Below are 25,705 nucleotides of genomic sequence, written 5' to 3'. Positions count from 1 at the left end.
TACTCTTAGCACATAAAATTACTATTTTTGCACCCCGAAAGCACACCTATCTTACCTTAATATTTACATTAAAAAAGAGATATTTTGTAATTGTAAAGCTATAACTAATAATGCTACCCCATTTAATAGCCGTTACATCACCCAATAAAGCCAGTTAATGAAGCAACGTTCTATACACTTTTGTTTTTATTTTGTTTTTTTGTTCGCCGCACTTTTATTAACTGCAAAGCCCATCAAGGCATTTCGGTTTATAAATGCAGAAAACCGTGCCACTATTAATTTTAATAATTGCGACATTAATGACACAATAGAAATAAGTGTTCCGTCCCCTTTGCCCTTTTATATTTTACCCAGCGACACGCAAACCTATAAGCCACGTCCGAGTACTTTAATTGATTTGGGACTTAAACCTCAAAAGCAAAACTCGGCAAGGGCTACTTCGTTTATTGATGCCGACAAGCCACTTTCTTTAGAAATTGACTTAACAGCCAATAATCTTAACTTATTACCCGATACTTTGTTGGCCGACCAATTAGCTGCCCAAAACAGCAACGGCAAGCAAAACAATCCTTTTTCGGTTGTTGATGGTGCCTTGGTATTAAATGGTATGCCAATTACCGACCGCGAAACGGCTGTGTTTTTTGTAGGTGAATCTTTGGCGAATGAATTTTTTGGCTTATCAAAACAAGCTACACCAAGCACAAATCCGGAAAGCCATGAACAGGGAACCACACCCGATTTAAGCACAAATTCTTTATACCAAAACAATCCATATCGCTTAGGGAGCACTGTTTTCAACCAAGCCGAAAAACTAAATACACCGCACCAACAGCCTATTGGAAACAATACAATACCTGTCAATATTGAAGAAGTAAACATTGCAAATTCCGATTTTACAGATATTATTGCCGAAGAGAAGCCAATAAAAGGAAAAAAGCAGAAAAAATCGACCCGGCGTTCCAAAACAAATTTGGCTTATGCAAAACCTGCACTTTCCAGCGCTCCCGTAAGTTTAGATGTTTCGCCGATAACCCCGCCTAAATCGTATGCAAACTCGACCGAAAAAATTTTATTAACCGATATTTACGAAGAAACCATTCCTTGTTTTAGCCATTACAACTACTCGTGGGATACAAATAACCCGTATTGCTACGGTTATGCAGTTAAAGATATGCCGTTTGCCGTTGAATTTTTGCTCACACACGGCGTTGGTGAAGATTTTAGAATGCCCGTAAATGGTGCTCTAACATCGGGGTTTGGGCAACGTTGGGGGCGTGCGCATAATGGTATGGACCTTGATTTAAATACTGGCGACCCCGTTCGTGCCGCTTTTAAAGGTATGGTGCGTATTGCCAAATATAGCAGTGGTTATGGCAATTTAGTTGTAGTAAGGCATTGGAACGGCTTAGAAACTTTTTATGGCCACTTATCTAAAATTTTAGTTGCGCCCAATCAGGTAGTGCAGCCCGGAGATATTATTGGCTTAGGTGGAAGTACCGGACGCTCGACAGGTAGCCATTTACACTTCGAAATCAGGTATTTAGGTCAACCCTTTGACCCCACCGACTTTATTAATGTGCGAGACCAAAAACTACATAGCCACACCATAACATTATTCCGCAGCTCCTTAAAATCGACCAACCCGTTTGAGTTGCCCGAAGACGATGACCACTACAACGACCACGCAACGAAATCAAATGGAAAACGTTTAAACGCAAAAACAAAAAATCAACTTGATGTTGACGAGCACCAAACCGCATCATCATCGGCATCATTGAATACAACGCCCTCAAATAATTTAAATAGCCCAGCGATTGGGGTTACCGATGTACTTCAAGCACCGGTAAAACTTGACCCTACATACGAAGGACAAATTACCATAGGCGGCAGTGATAATACTGATTTTGAAAACGAAGAAACCGGCAACCTAAAAGATGAATTTGAAACTGAAACGGCCAACGAATCTTCAAATTATCCGGATGTTGCCAAGTCAACTAAACTCAAAGCCACAAAACCAAAATCACATATTACAAAACGTGGCGAAAGTTTATACACCATCTCGCAAAAATATGGTATTTCGTTAAACGACTTGTACAAAATCAACAAAATGTCGGCCAAAACCCGCCTTGATGTTGGACAGAAAATTAAATTAAGCAAGTAAAATTCAATTTTATTAGAAAAGACAACGCTTGCCCGACTTAACCACAATCAGTTAGAAATTTAAATTATCAACTGACTGCCTTGTTTAAAAAATCATTAAACGGTTTAAGTGCGGCAAATGCGGCAACAGTTTGCGCAATAAAATCAGGCTGAATAAGTTGCTTGTCAGTAAAATTACGCCCAACCACATAGTCTTGGAAGCGAAGCAAATCAATGGCAGGGTGCGTTTTATCGTAATCCTTAGGTGCGGTTTTAAGTTGTCGGCCATTTAAGCTGCCAAACTGTTGCACAAAGTCAGGATTTGAGATGATTTTCCTAAACTCATCGGTATGGTAGTCTATCTCTTGCCGGATGCTTTTAAGCACAGCAGCAGAGGGTTGGTACATACCACCGCCTAAAAAACTTTTGTCGTTAGGCTCAATATGCAAATAGTAACCGGCTTTCGTTTCGTTGTGTTTGTCTTCAATAATATGTGCGCCAAAATTAATTTTATAGGGCGATTTATCTTTTGAAAAACGAATGTCGCGGTTTTGCCTGAACAAGGTTTTTTCGGGCCGTACTGTAGCTATCGAAGGGTCGAATTGCTGCGCAATTTGGGTGCATATTTGCGCCACAACGGCAACGGTATTGGCTTTGGCGGCATCGTAGGCTTGTTTGTTGGCTAAAAACCAATCGCGATTGTTGTTGGCGGCTAATTCTTTTAAAAAATTCAATGTCGTTTGATTGATCATCGGGACAAAGGTTTATAGTTTTGTGGATGGAAGTTAAAGGGGGCAATAAAATTAGCCTATTTAATCCGGATTTTTTATTTCCGGAATAATAGGTAGGTCGCGGGGATCATCAATTTATCAAAAAAAGGAAATTCGGTCTAAAAAAATTAAACATCATCTTTTAACCAATTTAATAAAACATCGTCAAATGGGCTGGCTGACGGTTTAATTACGGCATGTATTTGACCATTTTCATTGATTAAAAATTTTTGAAAATTCCAAGTAATAGGTTTGTTTGATGTTGTTTGCAACCAATTAAACAAAGGATGTTCGTTGGGAGGTAAAACCTGAACTTTTGATGTTAATATGAATTTTACATCAAAATTAAGGCTACAAAACTCGGCTATTTCGGCTTCTGAGGCTGGCTCTTGGTTGCCAAAATCATTGCAAGGGCAGCCAATAATGATTAATTTAGAGGCGTACAAATTGTGTAATTCTTGTAATTGCGCGTATTGCGGGGTATAGCCACACGCCGAGGCGGTGTTTACTATAAGCACTTTTTTGCCTTTAAAGTTTGTTAGTGGCAGTGGTTGGCCATATATGGTGATTAGGTTAAAATCGTAAAAAGTTTGGTTCATGTTTTTTTGCTTGGGTTATATTTTAAGCTTTAGACAGTTAATAGTTGTTTAATTGCTGTTTTTGCAATATTTAGTCTTTGTGAAGGTTCGCCTTGAATAATAGTAAAGCGGCGATTTGTTTGGGTTAAATATGTTTTATACAAATCAAACAGTTGCCAGCGCGTTTGGCTTAGCGGTGTTTCGCGCAGGGGGTCGGGTTGCCAGGGCAAATCGGGGGCTGTAAGCAAATAAAGGGCATATTGCTGGGCTTGCTGTTGCCAAATTGTTTCGATAGTTGGGTGTTGCTGACCAAAGCGTATTTGCGCCCAAATTTTAACAACCAAAGCTTCGGTATCGGCAAACAGCCATTTAATATTGGGCGTTTTTGCTATTTCGTTTTCTAAAATTTGCTGTGCGTTTGCTATGAGTGGTAAATCTGAAAAAGTATAGGCTTGGCTTGGGGGCAAGGCTGTTAAATAAGTGCGGGCAAACTCGGGCACCCAATTAGCGGGCGAGAAATTTTGAGTTAAAAGTTTTGCCAAAACCGATTTTCCGGACGATTCGGGGCCGGTAATAGCTATCCGGATGGGAAAAGGCATAGGTTGGTGGGGGCAGTTTATTGCTATTTATTTGTTGATATCAGTATTTTGGCTCGTTTTAGTAATACTTAATTGCCTCGCTACCGGGGCCTAAATCAAGGTATTTGTTGGTAGCCTCTAACTGGGCTTTTGCAAAACCCGGCAATACAATACCATGCGCCGCACTGTTGCGTATGATACTGTTTTTTATTTTTATGATTACTGTATCAGTATTATCAACAAATATGCTGCCTTGTAGATTTGAATCGAGGCCTGCTTTTCCGGCATCGCTAATAATTACCTGTTGCATTTCGAGGGTGCTGTTGTCTTCAACCCAAATTCCTTGCCAATAGCCGGGTAAAGTGTCAAAGCCTGCTATATAAGTTTCTTTCTGTGGTTCGCCTAAAATAATTAATCGAGCGCCATTGGTTATTTTAATACACGCCTGAGGGTGACACATTATAATATTGTTAGGTTCGATGGTTACGGTAGTATTGGGGCCGGTAATTTCGAGGCAGCCTTTAATTTCGTAATCAATGCCAAATTTTTGGTCAGTTAAAACCCGGCTTGTATTTATAATGGAATCTAACAATGGTTTATCTAAAATAATATCGTCGTTTTTTTGGCAAGCATTGTTTAGAAGCAAGACAGCGAGGGTAATAAAAAAGACACAAAATATTTTTACAAAACTGACCTTCATGATAGAGATATCGCAATGGGCTGTGTTAAAAAATTAATATTATTGTTTCAGCGAAAAATTGATGTAAAGATAGGTTTTTTACGGTAAATCATCCGGAATTGTAGAACTTTCCTTAATTTTGACCTTATTTTTTTGTTTTAACTGTTTTTAAAAATTTTTTAGATTTAAGATGTTTTTTCACTCTTATTATAAATAATATAAACTTAAGTTATAGCCCCCTTGTATTTAGTTATGCCGTCTGCAACACAAATAGAAACCGCTTTAGTGAACAACAATAAGCCTATTATGAAAATAACCGTATCGGGCGAAATAGACGCAAGTACCGCTATTTTGCTTGATACGGCTATTTTAAATTGTAAAGAAAGTTTAAATTATAGGGTAATTTTTGATTTTAATGAATTACATTATATTTCTTCGGCTGGATTGGGGGTTTTTATTGCCCATATTGAAGACTTTAAGGCCAATAGTGGCGATTTTGTTATGTACGGTTTAAATCCGAATGTGTATAGTATTTTTGACCTATTAGGCTTAAAAAGCATATTACATATTGTAGAAAATGAAAATGAGGCCATTTTATTTTATTGCTAAAAATAGTTGCACTAATTTTATATATTTATATTTAAACTGTTTTTCCGGAGTTTTCTTTTTCTAATTTGAGAGTTCTATCTACTACCATCCGGAAAAAATATTTGTTTTGCCCTCGTCTTTAATGGTTGCTTTACAGGCGGTTGGGTACATTCGTTTTAATCGTTTGTCTATATCTTGAACGGTAACTTTTCCGTCTTTATCTTCATCCAAACCCGCATTCATTTTGTATTGAATGGAGGGTTTGCTGTACAAGGCATAACAAGGCTCGGCATCTAAAGCATCCGGATATAAAATAGCTAAATACAAACTTGTAATATTATTATATTTTATATTGTACTGTTTTTTCACTTTGTTTAAATAAGCATACACATAATCAAGTTGGTCTAAGTGGTTCATATTTTGCAATTGGTCAACGGTGATATCGTATTGTTTTGCCGTTTGGGGCATGAATTGTATTAAACCCGTAGCGCCACTTCCTTTAAAATTGCGCGCCGAGGCATTAAACCCACTTTCAGAGTGCATGACGGCCATTAACCACTCGGGAGGAACAGCTAATTTTTTGGCAATTTTCCGGACTTTTTGCTCAAATGCAATGGTATCAGTTAGGTAAGTGGCGGCTTGCTTCAACAAATATAAACTTTTGGTGTGATTGGCAGCTAAATTGCCAGTATCTATGGAGCTACGGCTAAATAGAAGCCAAGTAAAACAATTTGTAAAAACAATAAAAAGCCCTATTACTATTACTTTAACAGGTTTTGCAGATAAAAAAAGACTTAAATTTTGAGGCCAGCGGGTTAATTTAATTTTTTTCGGGTAGATGGATGAATTTTGCATAATAAAATAAGTACATTTTGGGGATGGTTAAAAAAACTAAAAACAAAAATGAGGCAAATAATTTTTATGGCAAAATATTTTAGCAAAATGTTAATAATTTTAGTTTTTTACTACTAAACAAGCCGGATTTGATGCTACCTACATAAGTTCGACCTCAATTTAGCAGATAGCAAGAGATACAAGAAAATACACTCGCCTCACACATTAAATTAGAACACAGGGTGTTTTTGAAAAAAACGGCAAAATGGCATAGTTTTTGAATTAGGCAAACTATACTACAAACAACTAAAATTGAAAAAAGCGAAGCAATTAATTAATACTCTAATATAATAAATACTTAAGCATCAATATAATTGCTACAACTATATATGAGAAAATTCTTTTTTTTATTTGGCTTAATTTGGTTGCTTAATTTGCTAACCAACGTATTTGCTTTTAAAAATAATGCCCAAACAACATTTTTAGCTAACAATAATAACAATTGGACATCGCCCGTTGATAATAGCCCCACTACCTATATTGTAAACGGAAAAATAGAGGCAGCAATACAACAGGCAAAAATCGAAAATAAATTGCTATTTATATATATACAGGGAGAAGGTTGCGCGCCTTGCCGCGAACTTTCGCGCACCTTGTTATTAAGCGAATTAGCTTCAATATATAGTAATAATTTTATTGTAGTAGCACTTGACCAGTTTCACTTAGACGCCATAGAAATTATGCTAAACAGCACCCACAGCATAAAATTGCCATTTCTTATGTACAAAGACCCAAACAAAAACACAACTTTATACATAGATGAAAGCGGCGACAGGTCATCAAAAAAATTAGTTGACAATGCAAACTACGTGCTGTCGTTAGTTGGTAAAACACTTAACACAAACAGTAACCAAATTGCAACGCCAACCATAAACTTCTCCGATATACAATTATCTACTTTACATTACCTTCACTTGCCCGACGATTTATTCCAAAATAACAACAGCAACCTGCTGGCAAGTAATACGAATAATATATATGTGGAAAACCCTAATCAGTTTCCTTTAACAAACGCTACTAATAAGCAGTTTCCTAATATTAAACAACAACAACAAAAAGCAGTTACTACAATAAATACTGAATCTCCAATTGCCATAGTCGAACGTTTAACAAGCCCAAGTAACGCTATCAGAGATAATTCGATTACTAAACAGCCAACTGTTTCGCCTGTTTCAAATGTTAATAATCAAACAAATGCCACAAGTTTTGAAAACCTTAGGCAGCTTTATAAAAGCGGAAAACTAAACCAAGAGCAAAAATTAACCTATATACATCTGCTCGAAAAAAATAATTACGATGCAAGTTCAGTAATTAATGACAATTTTACTTATTTACTGCAAACAACTCCAAATCCCGAATACTCGCCCCAAGTGCAAAATTTTGCGCTTAAATATGCAGCCTATCCAAAAACAATAACAGTTGAGTTTTTAATTCAACACAGCAATATTTTAGCCAACCAATACGACAACGACCAACTGACTACTATAATTCAAAATGCACTTTTAAGTCATACTTATGAGGCCGGAAGCTACAACAACCAAATCTTAATGAAGCAAGTGCGTGAATGGGCAGATATGGCAAACTGGAATTATGCGAGTCCTTTTAGGAAGCAGCTCGAAACATATTTTTTACAGTTAAGTGGCAATATGTAATATAGTTTTTTGCCATAAAACCTGTGCGTAAGGCAATATTTTGTTACCTTTGCTTTGTATTTATTTGTTTTATCCGGATTTTTGACCCTCCTTTTCATCCGGATTAAAAAGATAGTGCACATATATTCCTGCACAATATACAAGCTACATACAAACATGTCTGAATCCCCTCCAATTATTAATACCGTAGCTGTTGCCGGAGCCGGGCTAATGGGTGCAGGTATTGCCTATTTAAGTGCCTTGGCCGGTTACAAAACCATTTTGTACGACGTAAACCAGCAAGCCCTAATATCCGGAATGTTGCGCGTTACCGACTATGCCAATACTGCCGTAAAACTCAAAAAAATTGAGGCGACAAAGGCCATCGAACTTCAAAACAGCATACAAACAACTACCAACCCCAACCTCCTTATTGCCGACCTAATTATTGAAGCCGTTTTAGAACAATTGCCCATAAAAATAAACTTGTTCAACCAACTGGCACAAATCAATGCGCCACATACTATTTTCGCCAGCAACACCTCGTCTATACCAATTACACAAATTGCGGCACAAATACCAAACCCGCACCGCGTAGTAGGTATGCACTTTTTTAATCCTGCACCCGTAATGAAATTGGTTGAAGTCATACAAGGCGTATCTACAAGCACCGAAACGGCCTTGACTGTTGCAGAAGTGGCTAAAAAAATGGGCAAACAGGTAGCTTTCTGTGCCGACTCGCCCGGATTTATCGTAAACCGTGTAGCACGCCCATATTATACCGAAGGGTTAAAACTGCTCGAAGAAAATATAGCCCCCCTCGAAATTATTGACGACCTTTGCCAAGCAACCGGATTTAAAATGGGGCCTTTCAGATTGATGGATTTAATTGGCATTGAAACTAATTTTGCTGTTACAAGCACCATGTACCAACAATTTTTTTACGAGCAGCGCTTTAAGCCTAACCGCATACAGCAACAAAAAGTAGATGCCGGGCATTTTGGACGCAAAACCAAACAAGGGTTTTATACCTACGACTAATAGATTTTCACCCACCTAGCTTTTATTTTTCCGGATTCCGGACACTGCAACATCATACAACAAGTTTAGTATTTAATACACAGGAACACCTTCTTAAGTATGCAAATATCGGTTGTAATAATTGCCCAAAACGAGGCACACCGATTGCCGCGCTGTATTGCTGCCGCCAAACCCATTGCCAACGAAATACTAATTATAGACGGCGGCTCTACAGATAATACGATTCAAATTTGCCACAATTTAAACGTAAGGCTGCTTCAACGCCCCTTTGATGGATTTTCGACCCAAAAAAACTACGGCAATAGCTGCGCCACCCACGATTGGATTTTATCGCTTGATGCCGACGAGGTTTTAAGCCCCGAACTACAAAGCGAAATTGCAAAGCTAAAACAAATAGCCAATTTTGATACTTTTGCCCACGCTGTAAGCTTAAACCGCTTAACCAATTATTGCGGCCATTGGATTAAACATAGCGGCTGGTTTCCCGATGTTAAAATAAGGTTGTTCAACCGCCACCAAGCAGAATGGCAAGGACTAATTCACGAAAAGTTAGTATTTAACACCCAGCAATATACCCCTTTAAAAATCCATGCCTGCAAAGGTTTGCTGTACCACTACTCTATTGAAAACAAAAAGATGCACCAGCAACGCATTGAACACTACGCAAAACTAAAAGCCGAAAAACTACATACAAAAGGGCAAAGTTTAAATGGTTTTATCGTTTTTTTAAAAGCTGTTTTTAGGTTTTTTAAGCATTTTGTACTTCAGTTAGGCTTTTTAGACGGGTGGGCGGGTTTTCAGATAGCACTTTTTTCGGCTAAGGCGGTACTGCTTACCCATACCTATTTAAAATCCTTACAACGAAGTTGAAAAGAGACAAATTAGCAAATAAAAAATCCGGATAAGCGGCAAAACTTTATCCGGATTATTTAACAGGCCAATTTTAGGCAAATAGCAGATTCAAAATCTTAATTTTTTGGAACTCTGTTTTTGCGGTCATGGCGGTCTTCGGCGCGGTCAAGTTTATCTTCCCTACGGTCGCGGCGGTTTTCTCTGCGGTCGCGCACATCCTCAGCTTTGTCTTTAATATCCTCAGCGTTATCTTTAACATCTTCACGGCGGTCGCGGCGGTCTTCAGCTTTATCTTTGGCGTCTTCAACTTTGTCTAAAATGCCCCCGTCATGGTTGGCGTCCCAAACATCTTCAGCTTTATCTTTCTTGTCTTCGCGGCGGTCGCGCACATCTTCGGCTTTGTCTTTGGCATCTTCTTTGCGGTCGCGGCGGTTTTCAGCGCGGTCGCGGCGATTTTCTTTGCGGTCGCGTACATCTTCGGCTTTATCAAATTTGTTTTCAAGTCGGTCGGCTGGTGTAGGATCTACTTTTTGCGCCAAGGCATTGTTAAAGTTTACAGTTAAGGCAATTAAGAGAGCGGCAAATACGGCTTTGGCTAAAGAACTGTGTTTCATGACTTTTGTTTTTTTAATTTTAATTATTAAATTATTTTTAATTATCTATAAGTTTAAACAATTAATAATCAGTAAAGTAATATTTTTTAACTGAGCGATTATGCTCCTTTTGACAACATGAGATAGAGATTTATTCGCGGCACAAAAAAAAAATAAAAAAATTTTCAAAAAAAAACAAAATCCGGATTCCGGGGTCTTGAAGCTACCATTAATCTCGCATCTATAAATTGTACGGTAATTGCCGACCTTTGGCACTAAAAAAACGTATCTTTGTCGTTCAGCTATATTTGGTCGAAATTATCTACGTTGAGATTTAAAACTACCTAACAAGCCAGCAAGCAATTTAATAATAACTACCAACTACTTGTACAATATGCGTATTAGTTCAAATGCCGACTACCAAACTGCCTACCAAAAAAGTATTGATAACCCCGAAGCATTTTGGAACGAAATTGCCCAAAATTTTACCTGGCGGCAACCGTGGCACACTACCTTAAACTGGAATTTCACCGAACCTAAGGTGGAGTGGTTTGTAGGCGGCCAGCTAAATATAACCGAAAACTGTATTGACAGACATTTACCACTTCGGGCTAATAAAACTGCCATTATTTGGGAGCCTAACGACCCAAACAAACCTAATGTCCGGATAAGCTACGCACAACTATACGAACAAGTTTGCCAAATGGCTAACCTCTTGTTAAGCAAGGGCATTTCAAAGGGAGACAGAGTTGTGTTATACATGCCCATGATCCCGCAATTAGCCGTAGGCGTATTAGCCTGCGCGCGTATAGGGGCGGTGCACTCGGTTGTATTTGGCGGGTTTAGCAGCCAAGCCCTTGCCGACCGTATTAATGGTGCCCAGGCAAAGCTAATAATTACCGCCGATGCTATTTTGCGCGGCGCAAAACAAATTCCTTGCAAATCAATTGTTGATGAAGCCCTTTTGCAATGCCATAGCGTACAAACCGTTTTAGTAGCAAACAGATGCAACACGGCCAATTTATATATGCAGGCCAACCGCGATTTTTACCTCGAACCTGCACTTGAAAAATGTGCTACCCATTGCCCCGCCCAAACAATGGACAGCGAAGACCCGCTGTTTATTTTATACACATCAGGTTCAACGGGCAAACCCAAAGGCATTGTGCATACCTGCGGCGGCTACATGGTTTTTATGGGATACACGTTTTTAAATGTTTTCCAATACAACGAACCCGATATTTTTTGGTGTACCGCCGATATTGGCTGGGTTACCGGACACAGTTACTCACTATACGGGCCGCTGCTTAACGGAGCAACAACTGTGCTATTCGAAGGGGTGCCAACCTACCCCGATGCCGGACGCTTTTGGTCGGTAATTGACAAATTAGGCGTTACCCAATTTTATACCGCCCCCACAGCTATTCGCTCGTTAATGGGCGAAGGCGAAGCACCCATTAAACCCTACAATTTACAAAGCCTAAAAACTATCGGTTCGGTTGGCGAGCCAATTAACGAAGAGGCATGGCATTGGTACAGCACCCATATTGGAAAAAACCGGTGCCCCGTGGTTGATACCTGGTGGCAAACCGAAACCGGAGGTATTCTTATTTCAGCGTTATCCGGAATTAGCGCCACCAAGCCTACTTATGCCGGCCAACCCCTGCCCGGCGTTCAGCCGGTTTTGCTCGATGCACAAGGCAACGAAATTACCGAAAACAATACCGAAGGATTACTTTGTATTAAATTTCCATGGCCATCTATAGTTCGCACTATTTACGGCGACCACGAAAGCTGCCGACAAATTTATTTTGCACCCTTTAAAAACTATTATTTCACCGGCGATGGCGCTAAACGAGATGATAACGGCATGTTCCGGATAATTGGCCGCGTTGATGACGTTATTAATGTATCGGGGCACCGGATTGGCACCGCCGAAATTGAAAACGCCATTGACGAAGATGAAAATGTAATAGAATCGGCGGTGGTAGGTTATCCACACCCTATTAAAGGCCAGGGTATTTATGCTTATGTAATTTGCCAAACTACACCAGCACAAAATAGCCGCGAAGCCGCCACTATTCGCCAGTCTATTACGGCCATGGTTGAAAAACAAATTGGCAAAATTGCCCGCCCCGATAAAATTTTATTTGTAACAGGTCTGCCCAAAACAAGATCGGGCAAAATAATGCGGCGCATATTGCGCAAAATTGCCGAAGGCCAAACCGACCAATTAGGCGATACTACTACCCTACTCGACCCAAGCGTAGTGATTGCTATTCAGCAAAGTGCAACTCAACTTGAATAAAGTAAGTTATATTGATTTGCGCTCGTAAAGAGTTTAAATTTTGTAATTTGCAAGTTCTGGAAAAGGTTTCAAATAGCAAGTGGTCGAAGTTGCGCAACTCCGACTACAAAAATCGTAAAAAATCATCCGGATAAAAACAAAATGGCGAGGTAAACACTCAAAATCCTGTAGCCAATAAATTGTTTCTTAGCTCAAGTATTTTTCGTAGGCCACCACTATAGCTGCCACTAAACTGGCCGCTGCTTTGCCATATTGCGACTGCGCTACCATGCCTTTTATTGTTCCGCCTTTATTTTGTAAAAATTGGGTAAACTTACTGTTGGACTGCTTTTTTGTTGTGGCAACCGCTTGTTGTAGCGTTGCATCAATTTCGGCTTCAGCCCAAATATGATTGCGCAAGCTATCCATAATAGGTTGATGTGCTGCCTCATCCGGTATAAGTTTTATAACCAAGCCTTCAACTGCCTCCATACTTTGGTAAGTATTACTATCTATTTCATCGTATAATTCTAATAGCTCTACCCTACATTTAAGGCAGGCATCAACATGGTTTGCAATTGCTGCTGGCAAGGTATCAAAAGCATTGCCCATATTGCGCTCAATAAATAAAACACGGCCATGTAAATTAAGATGCCCTGTTTGGTCAAAAAATGAGTTTTGTAGATGTTTCATTGGGAGCGGATTTGTATCCGGAATTTAAAAAAAACTTTAAAATCGCTCAAGCAATATGCTTGGTTTTTAAATAGACGTTTGGCAATGAATATTTTCGCAAAACTACAAACTTTTTTTTTGCTTGACTTGCAAATTTGCGCAACCTAACTTTTTTATTGACCTTTGCAGTATGGAATTACCCAACAAGGAAACCAAAAACATTACCATTTTAGCCATCGAAAGCTCGTGCGATGATACTTCGGCTGCCGTAATACAAAATGGCCGTGTGCTGAGTAATATTGTGGCCAACCAGCGTATTCACGAGGCATGGGGTGGCGTAGTGCCCGAGTTAGCTTCGCGGGCGCACCAATTGCATATTATTCCAGTGGTTGACGCTGCGCTTAAACAGGCTAAAATTGATTTACAGCATTTAAGTGCGGTTGCATTTACGCTTGGTCCCGGATTAATTGGCTCGTTGGTAGTGGGGGTAAGTTTTGCCAAATCATTGGCCTTGGCGTTAAACATACCAATTATTGCGGTAAACCACATGCGGGCGCACGTGTTAGCCCATTTTATTGATGCGCCAATACCACAATTTCCATTTTTATGCCTTACCGTTTCGGGGGGGCACACGCAATTGGTAAAACTAAGCTCGCCGTACAAAATGCAGGTAGTTGGCCAAACCCTTGACGATGCTGCGGGCGAAGCTTTTGACAAAACAGCGAAAATGTTGCAATTACCCTACCCCGGCGGCCCTTTAATTGACAAATACGCACAAAACGGCAATGCGTTGGCCTTTCCGTTTCCGGTGCCAAAGGCGGACGGCAAGTTTAATTTTAGTTTTTCGGGACTAAAAACTTCGGTTTTGTACTTTTTACAAAAACAAACAACAGAAAATCCCAATTTTATTAGTCAAAATTTAGCCGATATTTGTGCCTCCATCCAATATACCATTGTAAAATCGCTGATAAAAAAATTAGAAAATGCTGCCCGATATTATAAAATTACCCAAATAGGTATTGCCGGAGGGGTGTCGGCTAACACGCTTTTGCGCCAAGAGGTAGCTGCATTAGCTCAACGCAACGGCTGGCAGGCTTTTATTCCGGATTTTGAATACTGCACCGATAATGCCGCCATGATTGCCATTGCTGCCCACTATCAATATTTGGAGGGTAATTTTGCCGATCAGGAGGTTTCGCCTGTTGCCAGACTTGAGGTTTAGCTACAAAAATTAATAAATTGTTAGGCAAAAAAGTCAAAGCTCTACTACTCAACTTCAAATATGCAATACGCTGGCATTAAATAGATGTATATTTGCAGCCTAATTATGAAAAGTCGCAATGAAACTAAAGACAATTTTACTGTTTCTTATATTCTTATCCGGATTGTTTGGATTAACAAAGTGTGTAACTGAATCGTACAATTTATCCGGAGATTGGGAGCGTTATGGCGATCAATCGAGGGGTAGTATTTTGCAATTTTTAAAAAAAGATAGTTTGTTTGAAGGTATCATTAAGGTGGCAAATGGCGAAATGGCTGCCTCCGGATTTGTTACTAATGCCATTAAATTTTCAGAACTACATCAGATTTCGGCCAATACTTACCACGGATTTGAACATGTTACCCTACAAAAGCAAGGCGAAGTAATAGATAAACGGGTTGTAAAAATTGAATTAAAACAATATGCCAATGATTTTTTAGAAATTACCTGTATCGATTCGTGTAAAAATCAAACAAATAGTGCCTATGGCATAAAACAAAAATGGAAAAAAATAAAATAACTTTACTTGCCCGCGGTTATATTGCTTTATTGGTAAGAAAATTAATACCGCCAACCACAATTCACTGCTCATACAATAAGAAACCTTCCTAATTTAATATATGCGTACCTATTACAAGCAATTTTATTTTTCAGCAACACACTCAAGTTCATTTTCATTTTTAGTAACTTTTTGCTTATTGACTTTTGTATTAAATAGCTGCCAACTGCCCGAAAAAACGAACCCCGAAACGCAAAATAAAACAGCCGGCCTGAAACAAACAGCAAGCAAACCCAACTATACCGACAGTATTGAGACGGAAATTGATATGCCCGACTACCCCGGCCGGGCACCCTTAAGCTTTTTTGCCCCCGACAGTGTTGAAATTCATGCCGTACTGTTTCATCAGGGCAATTCGCTTCCGGTAATGGTGCTATGCCACCAAGCACAATCAAGCAAAGAAGAATACGAAGCCATTGCCAGCCGCTTAAATTTATTGGGTTTTAATTGTTTGGCTATTGACCAAAGGTCGGGCGGCACAGCTTTAGGTGGCAACAACCAAACCGCCGAAAATGCACTCAAACGCAACATGCCCACAGACTATATCAATGCCGAACAAGATATTATTACCGCTATAGATTATGCCGCAAACTTGTATAAACGTCCGGTAATTTTAGTGGGTAGTTCTTACTCGGCCTCATTAGCCCTTAAAATTGGCTGTCAAAACACAAAAGTTACAGCTATTGCTTGCTTTAGTCCGGGTGAATATTTTGAAAACCAAGGCAATCATTTCATTAAAAACAGTATGGGCAATGCTTGTAAAAAACCATTATTTATAACATCATCAAAAACAGAAGCCCCCGAAGCTGCAACCTTTATAACTGCCTCGGCAGCTAATTATAAAACCCAATTTATACCCAAGCAAGAGGGCATACACGGTGCGCGTGCATTATGGGTCTCAACCCCCAATAATGAAGAGTATTGGCAAGCTTTTGAAACCTTTTTAAAAGATTTACCAAAATAAAAACACTTTAATTACCTCGTTTAAGTAATTGGCGGTAAATTTGCGGCGTTTTATATTATCAAGGTTGATATTAACAACATTTTTAATTTAATATGACGAGCGTACCACAATTTACCCCCATAAGTTTTTCAGCGGAAACAATGGCCGACGTGCAGCGCATTATTGCCATGTTTCCGGAAGGAAAACAAAAAAGTGCCCTTTTACGCATCTTACACATAGCACAAAAAGAATTTGGTGATTGGTTAAGCCCCGAAGTAATGGACTACGTGGCCGATCTATTAAAAATTCAACCTATTGAAGTGTACGAGGTTGCCTCGTTTTACACCATGTACAACCTTAAACCCGTAGGCAAAGTGTTACTTGAAGTTTGCAGAACAGGCCCTTGCTGTACGGTTGGTGCCGAGCGCATCTTACAATATATTGAGCGAAAACTGGGCATAACCGTTGGGCAAACAACACCCGACGGCATGTTTACCGTGCGAGGCGTTGAATGTTTGGGTGCTTGTGGTTACGCCCCAATGATGCAGGTAGGCGAAAAATATTACGAATTTTTAACCGAAAGTAAAATTGATCAACTGATAGAAGAATTTAGGCAAAACCCACCTGAAACAAGGTAAAACCACCATTGATTCATGTTTGTATTTTTTTCTTCCGGATATTATTGCAACACCAATATCAAAACAAAATAACTAGCTGCCACATCCGGATAAAATATTAACTAAAGTATAATTCCAGTAAATCAAACAATAAGTTAAATCACACCCTCGCACACAAACCCATCTTTAATATCTTTTTTATACCAAAATGGATCGACAATTATTATTAGAACATATAAAGGTAGAAAATATTGCTTTATACGAAACCTATCGGAAAATGGGTGGTTACCGCTCAGTTGAAAAAGCGTTAAAGAGCCTTAGTCCGCAAGAAGTAGTGGACGAAGTTAAAAAATCGGGGTTGCGTGGGCGTGGTGGCGCGGGCTTCCCAACGGGCTTAAAATGGAGCTTTTTGGCTAAACCCGAAGGTGTACCGCGTTACCTGCTGTGCAATGCCGACGAAAGTGAACCCGGCACATTTAAAGACCGGTATTTGATGGAAAAAATTCCGCACCTTTTAATCGAAGGCATGATTGTGTCGAGTTACGCTTTGGGGTGTAACACGGCTTATATTTATATCAGAGGCGAGTACATGTTTGTATTGCGGATATTAGAAAAAGCAATTGCCGAAGCCTATGCCGCCGGCTGGTTAGGTAAAAATATATTAGGAACAGGTTATGACTTAGATTTATACGTTGCCCCCGGTGCCGGAGCTTATATTTGCGGCGAAGAAACCGCCCTTATTGAAAGCTTAGAAGGCAAACGTGGTAACCCGCGCATTAAACCACCTTTTCCGGCAGTTAAAGGTTTGTGGGGCTGCCCCAGCGTAGTAAATAACGTAGAAACAATTGCCGCCGTTGTGCCCATTATTAACGATGGTGGAGACGAATATGCTAAAATTGGAGTGGGCAAAAGTACCGGAACAAAACTTATTTCGGCGTGTGGCAATATTAATAATCCCGGAGTTTTTGAAATAGAATTAGGTGTACCCGTCGAAGAATTTATTTACAGCGACCAATATTGTGGTGGCATTGCCAAAGGCAAACGTCTAAAAGCCTGTGTTCCGGGTGGTTCGTCGGTGCCAATTTTACCAACTCACCTTATAACAAAAACAGCCGCCGGCACCGACCGCATAATGACTTACGAAAGCCTCTCGGAAGGTGGCTTTGTAAGTGGCTCTATGCTGGGCTCGGGCGGATTTATTGTTTACGACGAAGACCAGTGCATTGTGCGCAACACTTGGAATTTTACCCGGTTTTACCACCACGAAAGCTGTGGACAATGCAGCCCCTGCCGCGAAGGTACCGGATGGATGGAAAAAGTGCTTCATAGGTTAGAATACGGACACGGACACATGCACGATATTGATTTATTAGTAAACGTGGCTAAAAATATAGAAGGAAATACAATTTGTCCGCTCGGCGATGCTGCCGCCTGGCCCGTAGCAAGTGCTATCAGGCATTTTAGAGAAGAATTTGAATGGCATGTTCGGCAGCCGCAACTAAGCCAAGAACGCAATTATGGACTTTTACAAGGGCTGCAGCAAGTTGGAGCTTAATTAAAATGAATTAAAAAAGGAAAAAACTACGCATAATCTTTTTCCGGAATTTTATCCGGAATAATTAGCCACTCAACCAAGCAAACAATCAAACAAATCGCTTTAAGTTAGTACATACACATATATTTATCTATCTATGGCTAAAGTTAAAATAGACGGCTTCGAAGTAGAGGTTCCAGACGGAACGACCATATTAAATGCAGCCCGGCAAATTGGAGGCGAAATTGTGCCTCCGGCAATGTGTTATTACAGCAGTTTAAAGGGCAGTGGTGGTAAATGCCGCACGTGCTTGGTTGAAATTTCAAAAAACTCGGCACAAAACCCCAATCCATCGCCTAAATTGGTTGCTTCGTGCTCTACACCTGTAGCCGATGGCATGGAAATACTTAATATAACCAGTCCAAAAGTACTTGAAGCCCGAAAAGGGGTAGTTGAATTTTTACTGATAAACCACCCCCTCGATTGCCCAATTTGCGACCAGGCAGGCGAGTGCCATTTGCAAGATCTTTCTTACGAGCATGGCGTTGGGAGTACACGATACGAAGAAGACCGTCGCGTTTTTAATAAAATAGATATTGGGCCTTACGTTCAGTTACACATGACCCGCTGTATTTTATGTTACCGTTGTGTTTATGTGGCCGACCAACTTACCGACCAACGGGTGCATGGCGTACTTAACCGGGGTGATGTCAGCGAAATTAGCACCTATATTAAAAACAGTATTGAAAACGATTTTTCGGGAAACGTAATTGACGTTTGCCCTGTTGGCGCACTTACCGATAAAACTTTTCGGTTTAAAAGTCGCGTTTGGTTTTTAAAACCCATGGATGTTCATAGAAAATGTGAAAACCCCAAGTGTTGCGGCAAAGCAGTGGCGTGGATGTTTGGCGACGAAATTTTTAGAATAACTGCCCGCCGAGATAAATACGATGAAGTATTAGAATATATTTGCAATACTTGCCGTTTCGACAAAAAAAATATTACCGACTGGGTTGTTGAAGGTCCGCGCACCATTGACAGCCATTCGGTTATTTCGCAAAACCATTACACAAAACTCCTTGACCGAGCCCCCATAAAACATAAAAAGACCTTAAAATAACCATTTAACTCATCAAGTATCGTATATTTAATATACCGCCCGTTTAACACATAATACTTACCTTTGCTTCTCGGGTTTTTGGATATGCCGAGACAAGAAAACAAAAATTCTTTTGCCCCGCCTTTATAACCTATATCTTTAGTATGGACTTTGCCTTTCTGCTCGAAAAAACCATTTTTATAGTTATAATATTTGCTATTACCTTATTAATTGCCCTATACTCAACGTATGGCGAGCGCAAAATTGCCGCCTTTTTGCAAGACCGCCTTGGCCCCGACCGCGCTGGCCCTTGGGGACTTTTACAGCCTTTGGCCGATGGTGGCAAAATGTTTTTCAAAGAGGACTTTATCCCGGCTAAAGCATCTAAATTTTTGTTTATTTTAGGGCCAGGCATTGCCATGTTCACTGCCCTTATGACAAGTTCGGTAATACCCTGGGGTACAAGTTTAAACCTTTTTGGCCGCGAGATTTCGTTACAAGTAGCCGATATTGATATTGGAATTTTATTTATTATGGGCATGGTATCGGTGGGTGTCTATGGTATAATGATTGGTGGTTGGGCATCAAACAATAAATATTCGTTATATGGAGCTATTAGGGCATCGTCTCAAATGATTAGTTACGAGCTTGCCATGGGTATTTCTATTATCGCAATTATTATGATGAGCGGTTCGCTAAACCTTAAAGATATTGTAGCACAACAAGCAGGTTTTAACTGGAATGTATTTTATCAGCCACTCGGATTTATTTTGTTTTTCACTTGTGCTTTGGCCGAATGTAACCGCGCACCATTTGATCTTCCGGAATGTGAAACTGAATTAGTAGGCGGCTATCACACCGAATATGGTTCAATGAAATTAGGCTTTTATTTATTTGCCGAATATATCAATATGTTTATTTCCTCGGCAATTATTTCAACCTTATATTTTGGCGGGTACAATTTTCCCTTCATGCACAGTCTTGGCTTGTCGGCAAACGCTGTTAGTATCATTGGCATCTTCGTACTTTTTGCAAAAATATTTTTCTTCATTTTTACCTTTATGTGGATCCGTTGGACCTTGCCCCGATTTAGGTACGACCAATTAATGCACTTAGGATGGAAAACCTTAGTACCACTCAGCCTTTTGAATATGTTGCTAACCGGAATTTTTTCACTCATTTTTAAATAGAAACCCTAAAAGCCAAAAGCTAACAGCCAAAAGCCAAAAGCTAACAGCTAACAGCCAACAGCCATAAGCCATAAGCCATAAGCTAACAGCCAAAAGCCCCAAAAAGCAGCTCTTAATCAACAATAATAATAATTTTTTTCTACATATGCAACCGCTTACCAACCGCTCAAAATTAGTGGGAAAAAAAGAAATGACCTTCTGGGAACGCCTATACCTTCCGGCTATTTTTGGTGGAATGTGGATTACCCTGAAGCATTTCTTCCGGAAAAAAAATACCGTGCGCTACCCAGAGGTTCAACGCGAATTTAGTCAGGTATATCGCGGACAGCACGTTTTAAAACGCGACGAAAATGGTGCCGAACGCTGCACCGCTTGTGGCCTTTGCGCCGTTGCCTGCCCCGCCGAAGCCATTACAATGACCGCTGCCGAACGCAAACCAGGAGAAGAAAACCTATACCGCGAAGAAAAATACGCCGCCATTTATGAAATAAATATGTTGCGCTGTATTTTTTGCGGCCTGTGCGAAGAAGCCTGCCCCAAAGAAGCTATTTTTTTAACCGACCGCATAGTGCATACCGAGTATGGCCGCGCCGAGTTTATTTATGGTAAAGATAAATTGGTTGAACCCGAAGATAACGATAAACGAATTGATGTTAGCAAGCGGCAAGATTGGCGACTAAAACAATTAGATAACAAACATTAATAAAGTAATAAAAATTTTAAGCACATTATTATATTATGCTTTTAGTTCTTTTTTATATATTTGCCGTTATAGCTATTATAACATCGCTGCTAATGGTATTTACCCAAAACCCCATTCATAGCGTACTATACCTAATTGCCACCTTTTTTACCATTGCCGGAAACTATATATTACTAAATGCCCAATTTTTGGCCATCGTACATATTATTGTTTATGCGGGGGCAATTATGGTACTGTTTTTATTTGTGCTAATGTTGTTAAACCTTAACGAAGATACAGAACCGCAAAACTCGTCCCTCATTCAAACCATTGCCGTCATTACGAGCGGCCTTTTGGTAGTAACTTTATTAGGTGCGTTGCGCGGCTCAGAGCAACTGCAGTTGCCAACACAACATGACCCCAACCTCGGCTTGGTAAAAAACTTAGGGCAAAAATTATTTACCGACTTTGTTGTGCCCTTCGAAATTTCATCGGTACTGTTTTTGGCAGCTATGGTGGGAGCAGTATTAATAGGCAAACGCAACTCAAACGCAGAAAACGCAACAAAATAAAAGCTAACCAAATAAAATATTACCTCAAATTATATGACCCCATTCTTATTACTTTTACACGCCATACCAATCAGCCATTACCTTATACTTAGCAGTATTTTATTTAGTATTGGTGTTATGGGCGTACTTATCAGACGCAATGCAATTGTTATATTAATGTGCATCGAACTTATGCTTAATGCCGTAAACTTGCTTTTGGCAGCATTTAGTACCCACTTAAACGATGCCTCCGGACAAATTTTTGTGTTTTTTATAATGGTGGTGGCGGCAGCCGAAGCCGCCGTTGGACTAGCCATTTTAATGATGGTTTATCGCAATACAAAATCAACTGATATTAGCTTTTTAGACAAGCTCAAATGGTAAAGACACATTAAACAAAAAATTAAAAACAACGCCTTTATCTTATTTAAATAAATATGTCGCAATTAATACCTATTATACCCCTACTTCCACTGTTAGGTTTTATAATTATTGGGCTTTTTGGCAACAAATTAAACAAAACCCTTGCTGGTGGAATTGCCTCTGCAACCGTTTTGGGAGCATTTGTGGCTTCGCTGGCTTTATTTTTTAATATCCACCAAAATCACAAGGCATTTGAATATATAGCGTTTACTTGGATAAAAGCAGGTGGTTTTCAGGCCGATATGGGCTTTTTAATTGATGAACTCTCGGTGTGGATGATGCTAGTTATTACCGGAATTGGGTTTTTAATTCATATTTACTCCACCGGATATATGGCTCACGATCCTGGTTTTTCTCGCTTTTTTGCCTACCTCAATCTCTTTATTTTTTCGATGTTGTTGTTGGTAATGGGCAACAATTTTCTAATTTTATTTATAGGCTGGGAAGGTGTAGGGCTATGCTCGTACTTATTAATAGGCTTTTGGTACAAAAATAACGAATACGGTAAGGCGGCTCGCAAAGCCTTTATTATGAACCGCATTGGCGATTTAGGCTTATTATTGGGCATATTTTTAATTTTTACCACCATCGGAACGGTAAATTACGCTAACCTAAACACCTTAGTCGCCACCGCAACACCTACCACCTTAACCGTAATTGCCATTTTGTTATTTGTTGGTGCAATGGGAAAAAGCGCACAAATTCCACTTTATACCTGGCTGCCCGATGCTATGGCCGGCCCAACACCCGTATCGGCACTTATTCACGCCGCTACAATGGTAACAGCCGGCATATACATGGTTGTCCGGACTAATGTTATTTACACCGCCTCGCCATTTGCTTTGGCTTTTGTTGCTTTAATAGGATTAGCCACCTCGTTGTTTGCTGCCATTATTGGGCTGCGTCAAAACGATATTAAAAAAGTTCTTGCCTATTCTACCGTCAGCCAACTTGGTTTAATGTTTTTGGCCTTGGGTGCCGGTGCTTATGCCAGTGCTATGTTTCATTTAACAACCCATGCCTTTTTTAAAGCTTTGCTGTTTTTAGGGGCAGGAAGCGTAATTCATGCCATGAGTGGCGAACAAGATATACGCAATATGGGTGGATTAAAAGATAAACTACCCCAAACCTTCCGGATATTTTTAATTGGCACCTTAGCCATTATTGGGTTTCCATTATTATCCGGATTTTTCTCGAAGGACGAAATTCTTGCTAACGTGTTTGCTTATAGCCCCGTTTTATGGTTTTTTGGCCTCGTTAGCTCTGTCATCACTGCTTTTTATATGCTAAGGTTGTTGTTTTTAACATTTTACGGCAATTTTCGGGGTACCGAACAGCAAGCACACCACCTACACGAAAGCCCGGCAAGTATGACCATACCATTATGGATATTGGCCGGATTAAGTGTAATAGGCGGCTTGTTAAACCTGCCACACTTTATTTTTCACGAAAGCGGCAGCTGGTTAGCACATTGGTATCAATCGGTTATACCGCCATTAACAACAAACTTGTCGGCCTCAACCGAGTGGCTGTTAATGCTATTCACAACTGCTTTGATTTTAGCAGTACTATACCTAAATTATCAGTGGTACGTACAAAAAGGCTCGTTAGCCAAATCAAACGACCAACTCAAAGGCTGGGAAAAATGGGCAGCCAATAAATTTTATATAGACGAACTCTACGATTTAATATTTGTAAAACCAATTACGCTTTTATCACATTTTTTTTCTCGTATCATAGACAATAGTATTATAGACGGTTTTGTAAACGGCGTAGGTCGTGCTACCCTTTCAATTAGCGATGGACTTAGGCGTTTGCAAACAGGTAATATCGAATTTTATTTTTTTGGTATTGTTTTAGGTATCATCGCTATTATTACATTTAGCTTAATTTTATAAAACATTAAAACACTACGAGATAGTAACTAATATCGTCTGTTTGCTCTGATTTTTGTATCCGGTAACCGTATTATATTACGAATAATTCAAAACGTTTCCATCCATCAATTTAACCCCCAAAACTTGCCCACACTATTATATATATGATAATATTTGTTTTGCTTATTCCATTAGTAATAGCTTTGATGGTGTTTTTTACCTCGCAAAACACCGCCCGAACCCTTGCATTACTTGGGACAATAGCTAATTTAGGTTTATCCGGATGGATGATTGCCAACTACAATACATCTGATGGAAATTATGCCTATGAGTACTTATGGCCTTGGATTGCCAGCGCAGGCATCAATTTTCACTTAGGCGCAGACGGTATTGGCCTGTTAATGGTATTACTAACCAATTTATTAACTGTTTTTATTATAAGCAGCAACTGGGGGCAAGAAAAAGCACCCACCGGGCAGTATTATGGTTTAGTTTTACTAATGCAAACCGCTTTGCTGGGTGTATTTACTGCCTTAGATGGCTTATTGTTTTATGTGTTTTGGGAACTTGCGCTTTTGCCAATTAGCTTAATATGTGTGCGTTGGGGCGGCGAAAATAAGCTAAAAACCACTTTAAAGTTTTTTCTTTACACCTTTGTTGGTAGTTTATTTATGCTGGTTTCGTTGCTGTATGTATATTTACAAACCCCGGGCAACCATAGCATGTATATAGCCGATTTGTACGCCGTTCAACTCACACCAGCTACTGCTTTTTGGGTGCTGCTGGGCTTTTTTTTAGCATTTGCCATTAAAATGCCGGTATTCCCTTTTCATACTTGGCAACCCGACACCTACACTATGGCACCCACAGGCGGCACCATGCTTTTAAGTGGTATTATGCTTAAAATGGGGGTTTACGGTGTAATTCGCTGGATGCTGCCCATAGCCCCCGAAGGGTGGAGCAGTATCGCACCTTTTTTTGTGTTCTTAGCGGTGGTGGGCATTATTTACGCCTCTATTATAGCCATTCAACAAACGGATTTTAAGCGGCTAATTGCCTATTCGTCTATCGCGCACGTAGGCGTAATAGCAGCCGGCGTATTTGCTGCCAATGCCGAGGGGTTACAAGGCGGGCTTATTCAAATGCTAAATCACGGTATAAATATTGTTGGCTTGTTTTTTATTGGCCATATTATAGAGCAACGCTTAAACACCCGCAATTTGGCAAATATGGGGGGCATTGCTCAAAATGCGCCAAAATTTGCCGCAATGTTTATGATTATTTTACTGGGTAGCGTAGCTATACCACTTACAAATGGATTTGTAGGCGAATTTTTATTGCTAAATGGCTTATACATTTATAAACCACTTGCAGCCTTGTTTGCCGGACTAACTATTATTTTATGCGCTGTTTATATGTTGCGCGTATATCAGTTGGCTATGTTTGGCCACTCAAATGCGGCAACTGCCAATTTTGAAGACGTAAAAAACCGCGAATTTTGGGTTTTATCCGGAATTTGTTTTTTGGTGCTTTTATTAGGTGTTTATCCCCAACCTATTTTAAACTTAACCGAATCATCTGTTCAGAAAATATTATTGTTGGCAAAATAAATATTATTTCCTCCGGAAAAAATTAATACAGCCAAACAACGAACCTTTTATAACCTA

Annotated in this window: 25 protein-coding genes; 18 read left to right on the top strand and 7 right to left on the bottom strand. The window is 39.7% G+C overall.

Translation table 11 applies throughout. The annotated features are described in order from the left end of the window. The first annotated feature begins 199 nt into the window (after nt 1-199). Nucleotides 200-2,161, top strand: a complete 1,962-nt coding sequence (locus IPI59_11735) for a peptidoglycan DD-metalloendopeptidase family protein (protein ID MBK7528201.1) — start codon at nt 200-202, stop codon at nt 2,159-2,161. Between the two features lie 67 nt (nt 2,162-2,228). On the opposite strand, the gene IPI59_11730 is transcribed toward IPI59_11735, so the two are convergent. From IPI59_11730 to IPI59_11715, 4 genes are all read right to left on the bottom strand, one after another. Continuing rightward, nucleotides 2,229-2,873: a DUF2461 domain-containing protein gene (locus IPI59_11730; GenBank protein MBK7528200.1), complete on the bottom strand. Its 645-nt coding sequence runs from the start codon at nt 2,871-2,873 to the stop codon at nt 2,229-2,231. A 164-nt stretch (nt 2,874-3,037) separates the two neighbouring features. Next, entirely contained in the window at nt 3,038-3,508 is a 471-nt protein-coding gene (locus IPI59_11725; GenBank protein MBK7528199.1) for a glutathione peroxidase, read from the bottom strand. 29 nt (nt 3,509-3,537) lie between these two features. Beyond that, nucleotides 3,538-4,086: an AAA family ATPase gene (locus IPI59_11720; protein ID MBK7528198.1), complete on the bottom strand. Its 549-nt coding sequence runs from the start codon at nt 4,084-4,086 to the stop codon at nt 3,538-3,540. 58 nt (nt 4,087-4,144) lie between these two features. Continuing rightward, a complete protein-coding gene (locus IPI59_11715) occupies nt 4,145-4,765 on the bottom strand; it encodes a hypothetical protein (protein MBK7528197.1) in 621 nt (206 codons plus the stop codon). 231 nt (nt 4,766-4,996) lie between these two features. Here IPI59_11715 and IPI59_11710 point away from each other — a divergent pair, with 231 nt between their 5' ends. Continuing rightward, nucleotides 4,997-5,353, top strand: a complete 357-nt coding sequence (locus IPI59_11710) for an STAS domain-containing protein (GenBank protein ID MBK7528196.1) — start codon at nt 4,997-4,999, stop codon at nt 5,351-5,353. A gap of 81 nt (nt 5,354-5,434) precedes the next feature. On the opposite strand, the gene IPI59_11705 is transcribed toward IPI59_11710, so the two are convergent. Further along, nucleotides 5,435-5,983 carry a transglycosylase SLT domain-containing protein gene (locus IPI59_11705; GenBank protein MBK7528195.1) on the bottom strand — a complete coding sequence of 183 codons (549 nt, stop codon included), beginning with the start codon at nt 5,981-5,983 and terminating at the stop codon, nt 5,435-5,437. A 572-nt stretch (nt 5,984-6,555) separates the two neighbouring features. On the opposite strand from IPI59_11705, the gene IPI59_11700 reads away from it, so the two are divergent. The 3 genes from IPI59_11700 to IPI59_11690 all read left to right on the top strand — a co-directional run bounded on the left by IPI59_11700 (nt 6,556) and on the right by IPI59_11690 (nt 9,768). After that, the gene (locus IPI59_11700; GenBank protein ID MBK7528194.1) at nt 6,556-7,878 is read left to right on the top strand and encodes a hypothetical protein; all 1,323 of its coding nucleotides are present in this window, start codon (nt 6,556-6,558) and stop codon (nt 7,876-7,878) included. A gap of 156 nt (nt 7,879-8,034) precedes the next feature. Further along, nucleotides 8,035-8,898, top strand: a complete 864-nt coding sequence (locus IPI59_11695) for a 3-hydroxybutyryl-CoA dehydrogenase (GenBank protein MBK7528193.1) — start codon at nt 8,035-8,037, stop codon at nt 8,896-8,898. A gap of 99 nt (nt 8,899-8,997) precedes the next feature. Further along, nucleotides 8,998-9,768, top strand: coding sequence for a glycosyltransferase family 2 protein (locus IPI59_11690; protein MBK7528192.1), 771 nt, complete (start codon nt 8,998-9,000; stop codon nt 9,766-9,768). A 98-nt stretch (nt 9,769-9,866) separates the two neighbouring features. Here IPI59_11690 and IPI59_11685 read toward each other — a convergent pair whose 3' ends face one another. After that, entirely contained in the window at nt 9,867-10,364 is a 498-nt protein-coding gene (locus tag IPI59_11685) for a hypothetical protein (GenBank protein MBK7528191.1), read from the bottom strand. A 373-nt stretch (nt 10,365-10,737) separates the two neighbouring features. Between IPI59_11685 and acs the strand changes: the two genes are divergently transcribed. After that, a complete protein-coding gene (gene acs / locus IPI59_11680; protein ID MBK7528190.1) occupies nt 10,738-12,651 on the top strand; it encodes an acetate--CoA ligase in 1,914 nt (637 codons plus the stop codon). 186 nt (nt 12,652-12,837) lie between these two features. On the opposite strand, the gene IPI59_11675 is transcribed toward acs, so the two are convergent. Next, nucleotides 12,838-13,323: a hypothetical protein gene (locus IPI59_11675; protein MBK7528189.1), complete on the bottom strand. Its 486-nt coding sequence runs from the start codon at nt 13,321-13,323 to the stop codon at nt 12,838-12,840. Nucleotides 13,324-13,492: 169 nt separating this feature from the next. On the opposite strand from IPI59_11675, the gene tsaD reads away from it, so the two are divergent. From tsaD to IPI59_11615, 12 genes are all read left to right on the top strand, one after another. Next, nucleotides 13,493-14,524 (top strand): tRNA (adenosine(37)-N6)-threonylcarbamoyltransferase complex transferase subunit TsaD, encoded by a 1,032-nt coding sequence (gene tsaD / locus IPI59_11670; protein MBK7528188.1) that lies wholly within the window; start codon nt 13,493-13,495, stop codon nt 14,522-14,524. A gap of 118 nt (nt 14,525-14,642) precedes the next feature. Next, complete coding sequence (locus IPI59_11665; GenBank protein MBK7528187.1) at nt 14,643-15,083, top strand: hypothetical protein; 441 nt, start codon at nt 14,643-14,645, stop codon at nt 15,081-15,083. 100 nt (nt 15,084-15,183) lie between these two features. Further along, nucleotides 15,184-16,086: a hypothetical protein gene (locus IPI59_11660; protein MBK7528186.1), complete on the top strand. Its 903-nt coding sequence runs from the start codon at nt 15,184-15,186 to the stop codon at nt 16,084-16,086. A 92-nt stretch (nt 16,087-16,178) separates the two neighbouring features. Further along, nucleotides 16,179-16,703, top strand: coding sequence for an NAD(P)H-dependent oxidoreductase subunit E (locus tag IPI59_11655; protein MBK7528185.1), 525 nt, complete (start codon nt 16,179-16,181; stop codon nt 16,701-16,703). Between the two features lie 187 nt (nt 16,704-16,890). After that, nucleotides 16,891-18,237 (top strand): NADH-quinone oxidoreductase subunit NuoF, encoded by a 1,347-nt coding sequence (gene nuoF, locus IPI59_11650; GenBank protein ID MBK7528184.1) that lies wholly within the window; start codon nt 16,891-16,893, stop codon nt 18,235-18,237. A gap of 136 nt (nt 18,238-18,373) precedes the next feature. Beyond that, nucleotides 18,374-19,336 carry a (2Fe-2S)-binding protein gene (locus IPI59_11645; protein MBK7528183.1) on the top strand — a complete coding sequence of 321 codons (963 nt, stop codon included), beginning with the start codon at nt 18,374-18,376 and terminating at the stop codon, nt 19,334-19,336. A gap of 143 nt (nt 19,337-19,479) precedes the next feature. Further along, nucleotides 19,480-20,505 (top strand): NADH-quinone oxidoreductase subunit NuoH, encoded by a 1,026-nt coding sequence (nuoH, locus tag IPI59_11640; GenBank protein MBK7528182.1) that lies wholly within the window; start codon nt 19,480-19,482, stop codon nt 20,503-20,505. A gap of 145 nt (nt 20,506-20,650) precedes the next feature. Then, nucleotides 20,651-21,208, top strand: a complete 558-nt coding sequence (locus IPI59_11635) for an NADH-quinone oxidoreductase subunit I (protein MBK7528181.1) — start codon at nt 20,651-20,653, stop codon at nt 21,206-21,208. A gap of 35 nt (nt 21,209-21,243) precedes the next feature. After that, the gene (locus IPI59_11630; protein MBK7528180.1) at nt 21,244-21,759 is read left to right on the top strand and encodes an NADH-quinone oxidoreductase subunit J; all 516 of its coding nucleotides are present in this window, start codon (nt 21,244-21,246) and stop codon (nt 21,757-21,759) included. A gap of 33 nt (nt 21,760-21,792) precedes the next feature. Beyond that, nucleotides 21,793-22,122: an NADH-quinone oxidoreductase subunit NuoK gene (nuoK, locus tag IPI59_11625; protein ID MBK7528179.1), complete on the top strand. Its 330-nt coding sequence runs from the start codon at nt 21,793-21,795 to the stop codon at nt 22,120-22,122. A 53-nt stretch (nt 22,123-22,175) separates the two neighbouring features. After that, on the top strand, nt 22,176-24,059 hold the full coding sequence (nuoL, locus tag IPI59_11620; protein MBK7528178.1) for an NADH-quinone oxidoreductase subunit L: 1,884 nt from the start codon (nt 22,176-22,178) through the stop codon (nt 24,057-24,059). A gap of 143 nt (nt 24,060-24,202) precedes the next feature. Further along, nucleotides 24,203-25,648 carry an NADH-quinone oxidoreductase subunit M gene (locus tag IPI59_11615; GenBank protein ID MBK7528177.1) on the top strand — a complete coding sequence of 482 codons (1,446 nt, stop codon included), beginning with the start codon at nt 24,203-24,205 and terminating at the stop codon, nt 25,646-25,648. Nucleotides 25,649-25,705: the final 57 nt, after the last annotated feature.

This window comes from Sphingobacteriales bacterium, from assembly GCA_016706405.1.
GTDB lineage: Bacteria > Bacteroidota > Bacteroidia > Chitinophagales > UBA2359 > BJ6.
Note: the sequence above shows the minus strand (reverse complement) of the source record. Positions and strands in the feature narration are given on the sequence as shown.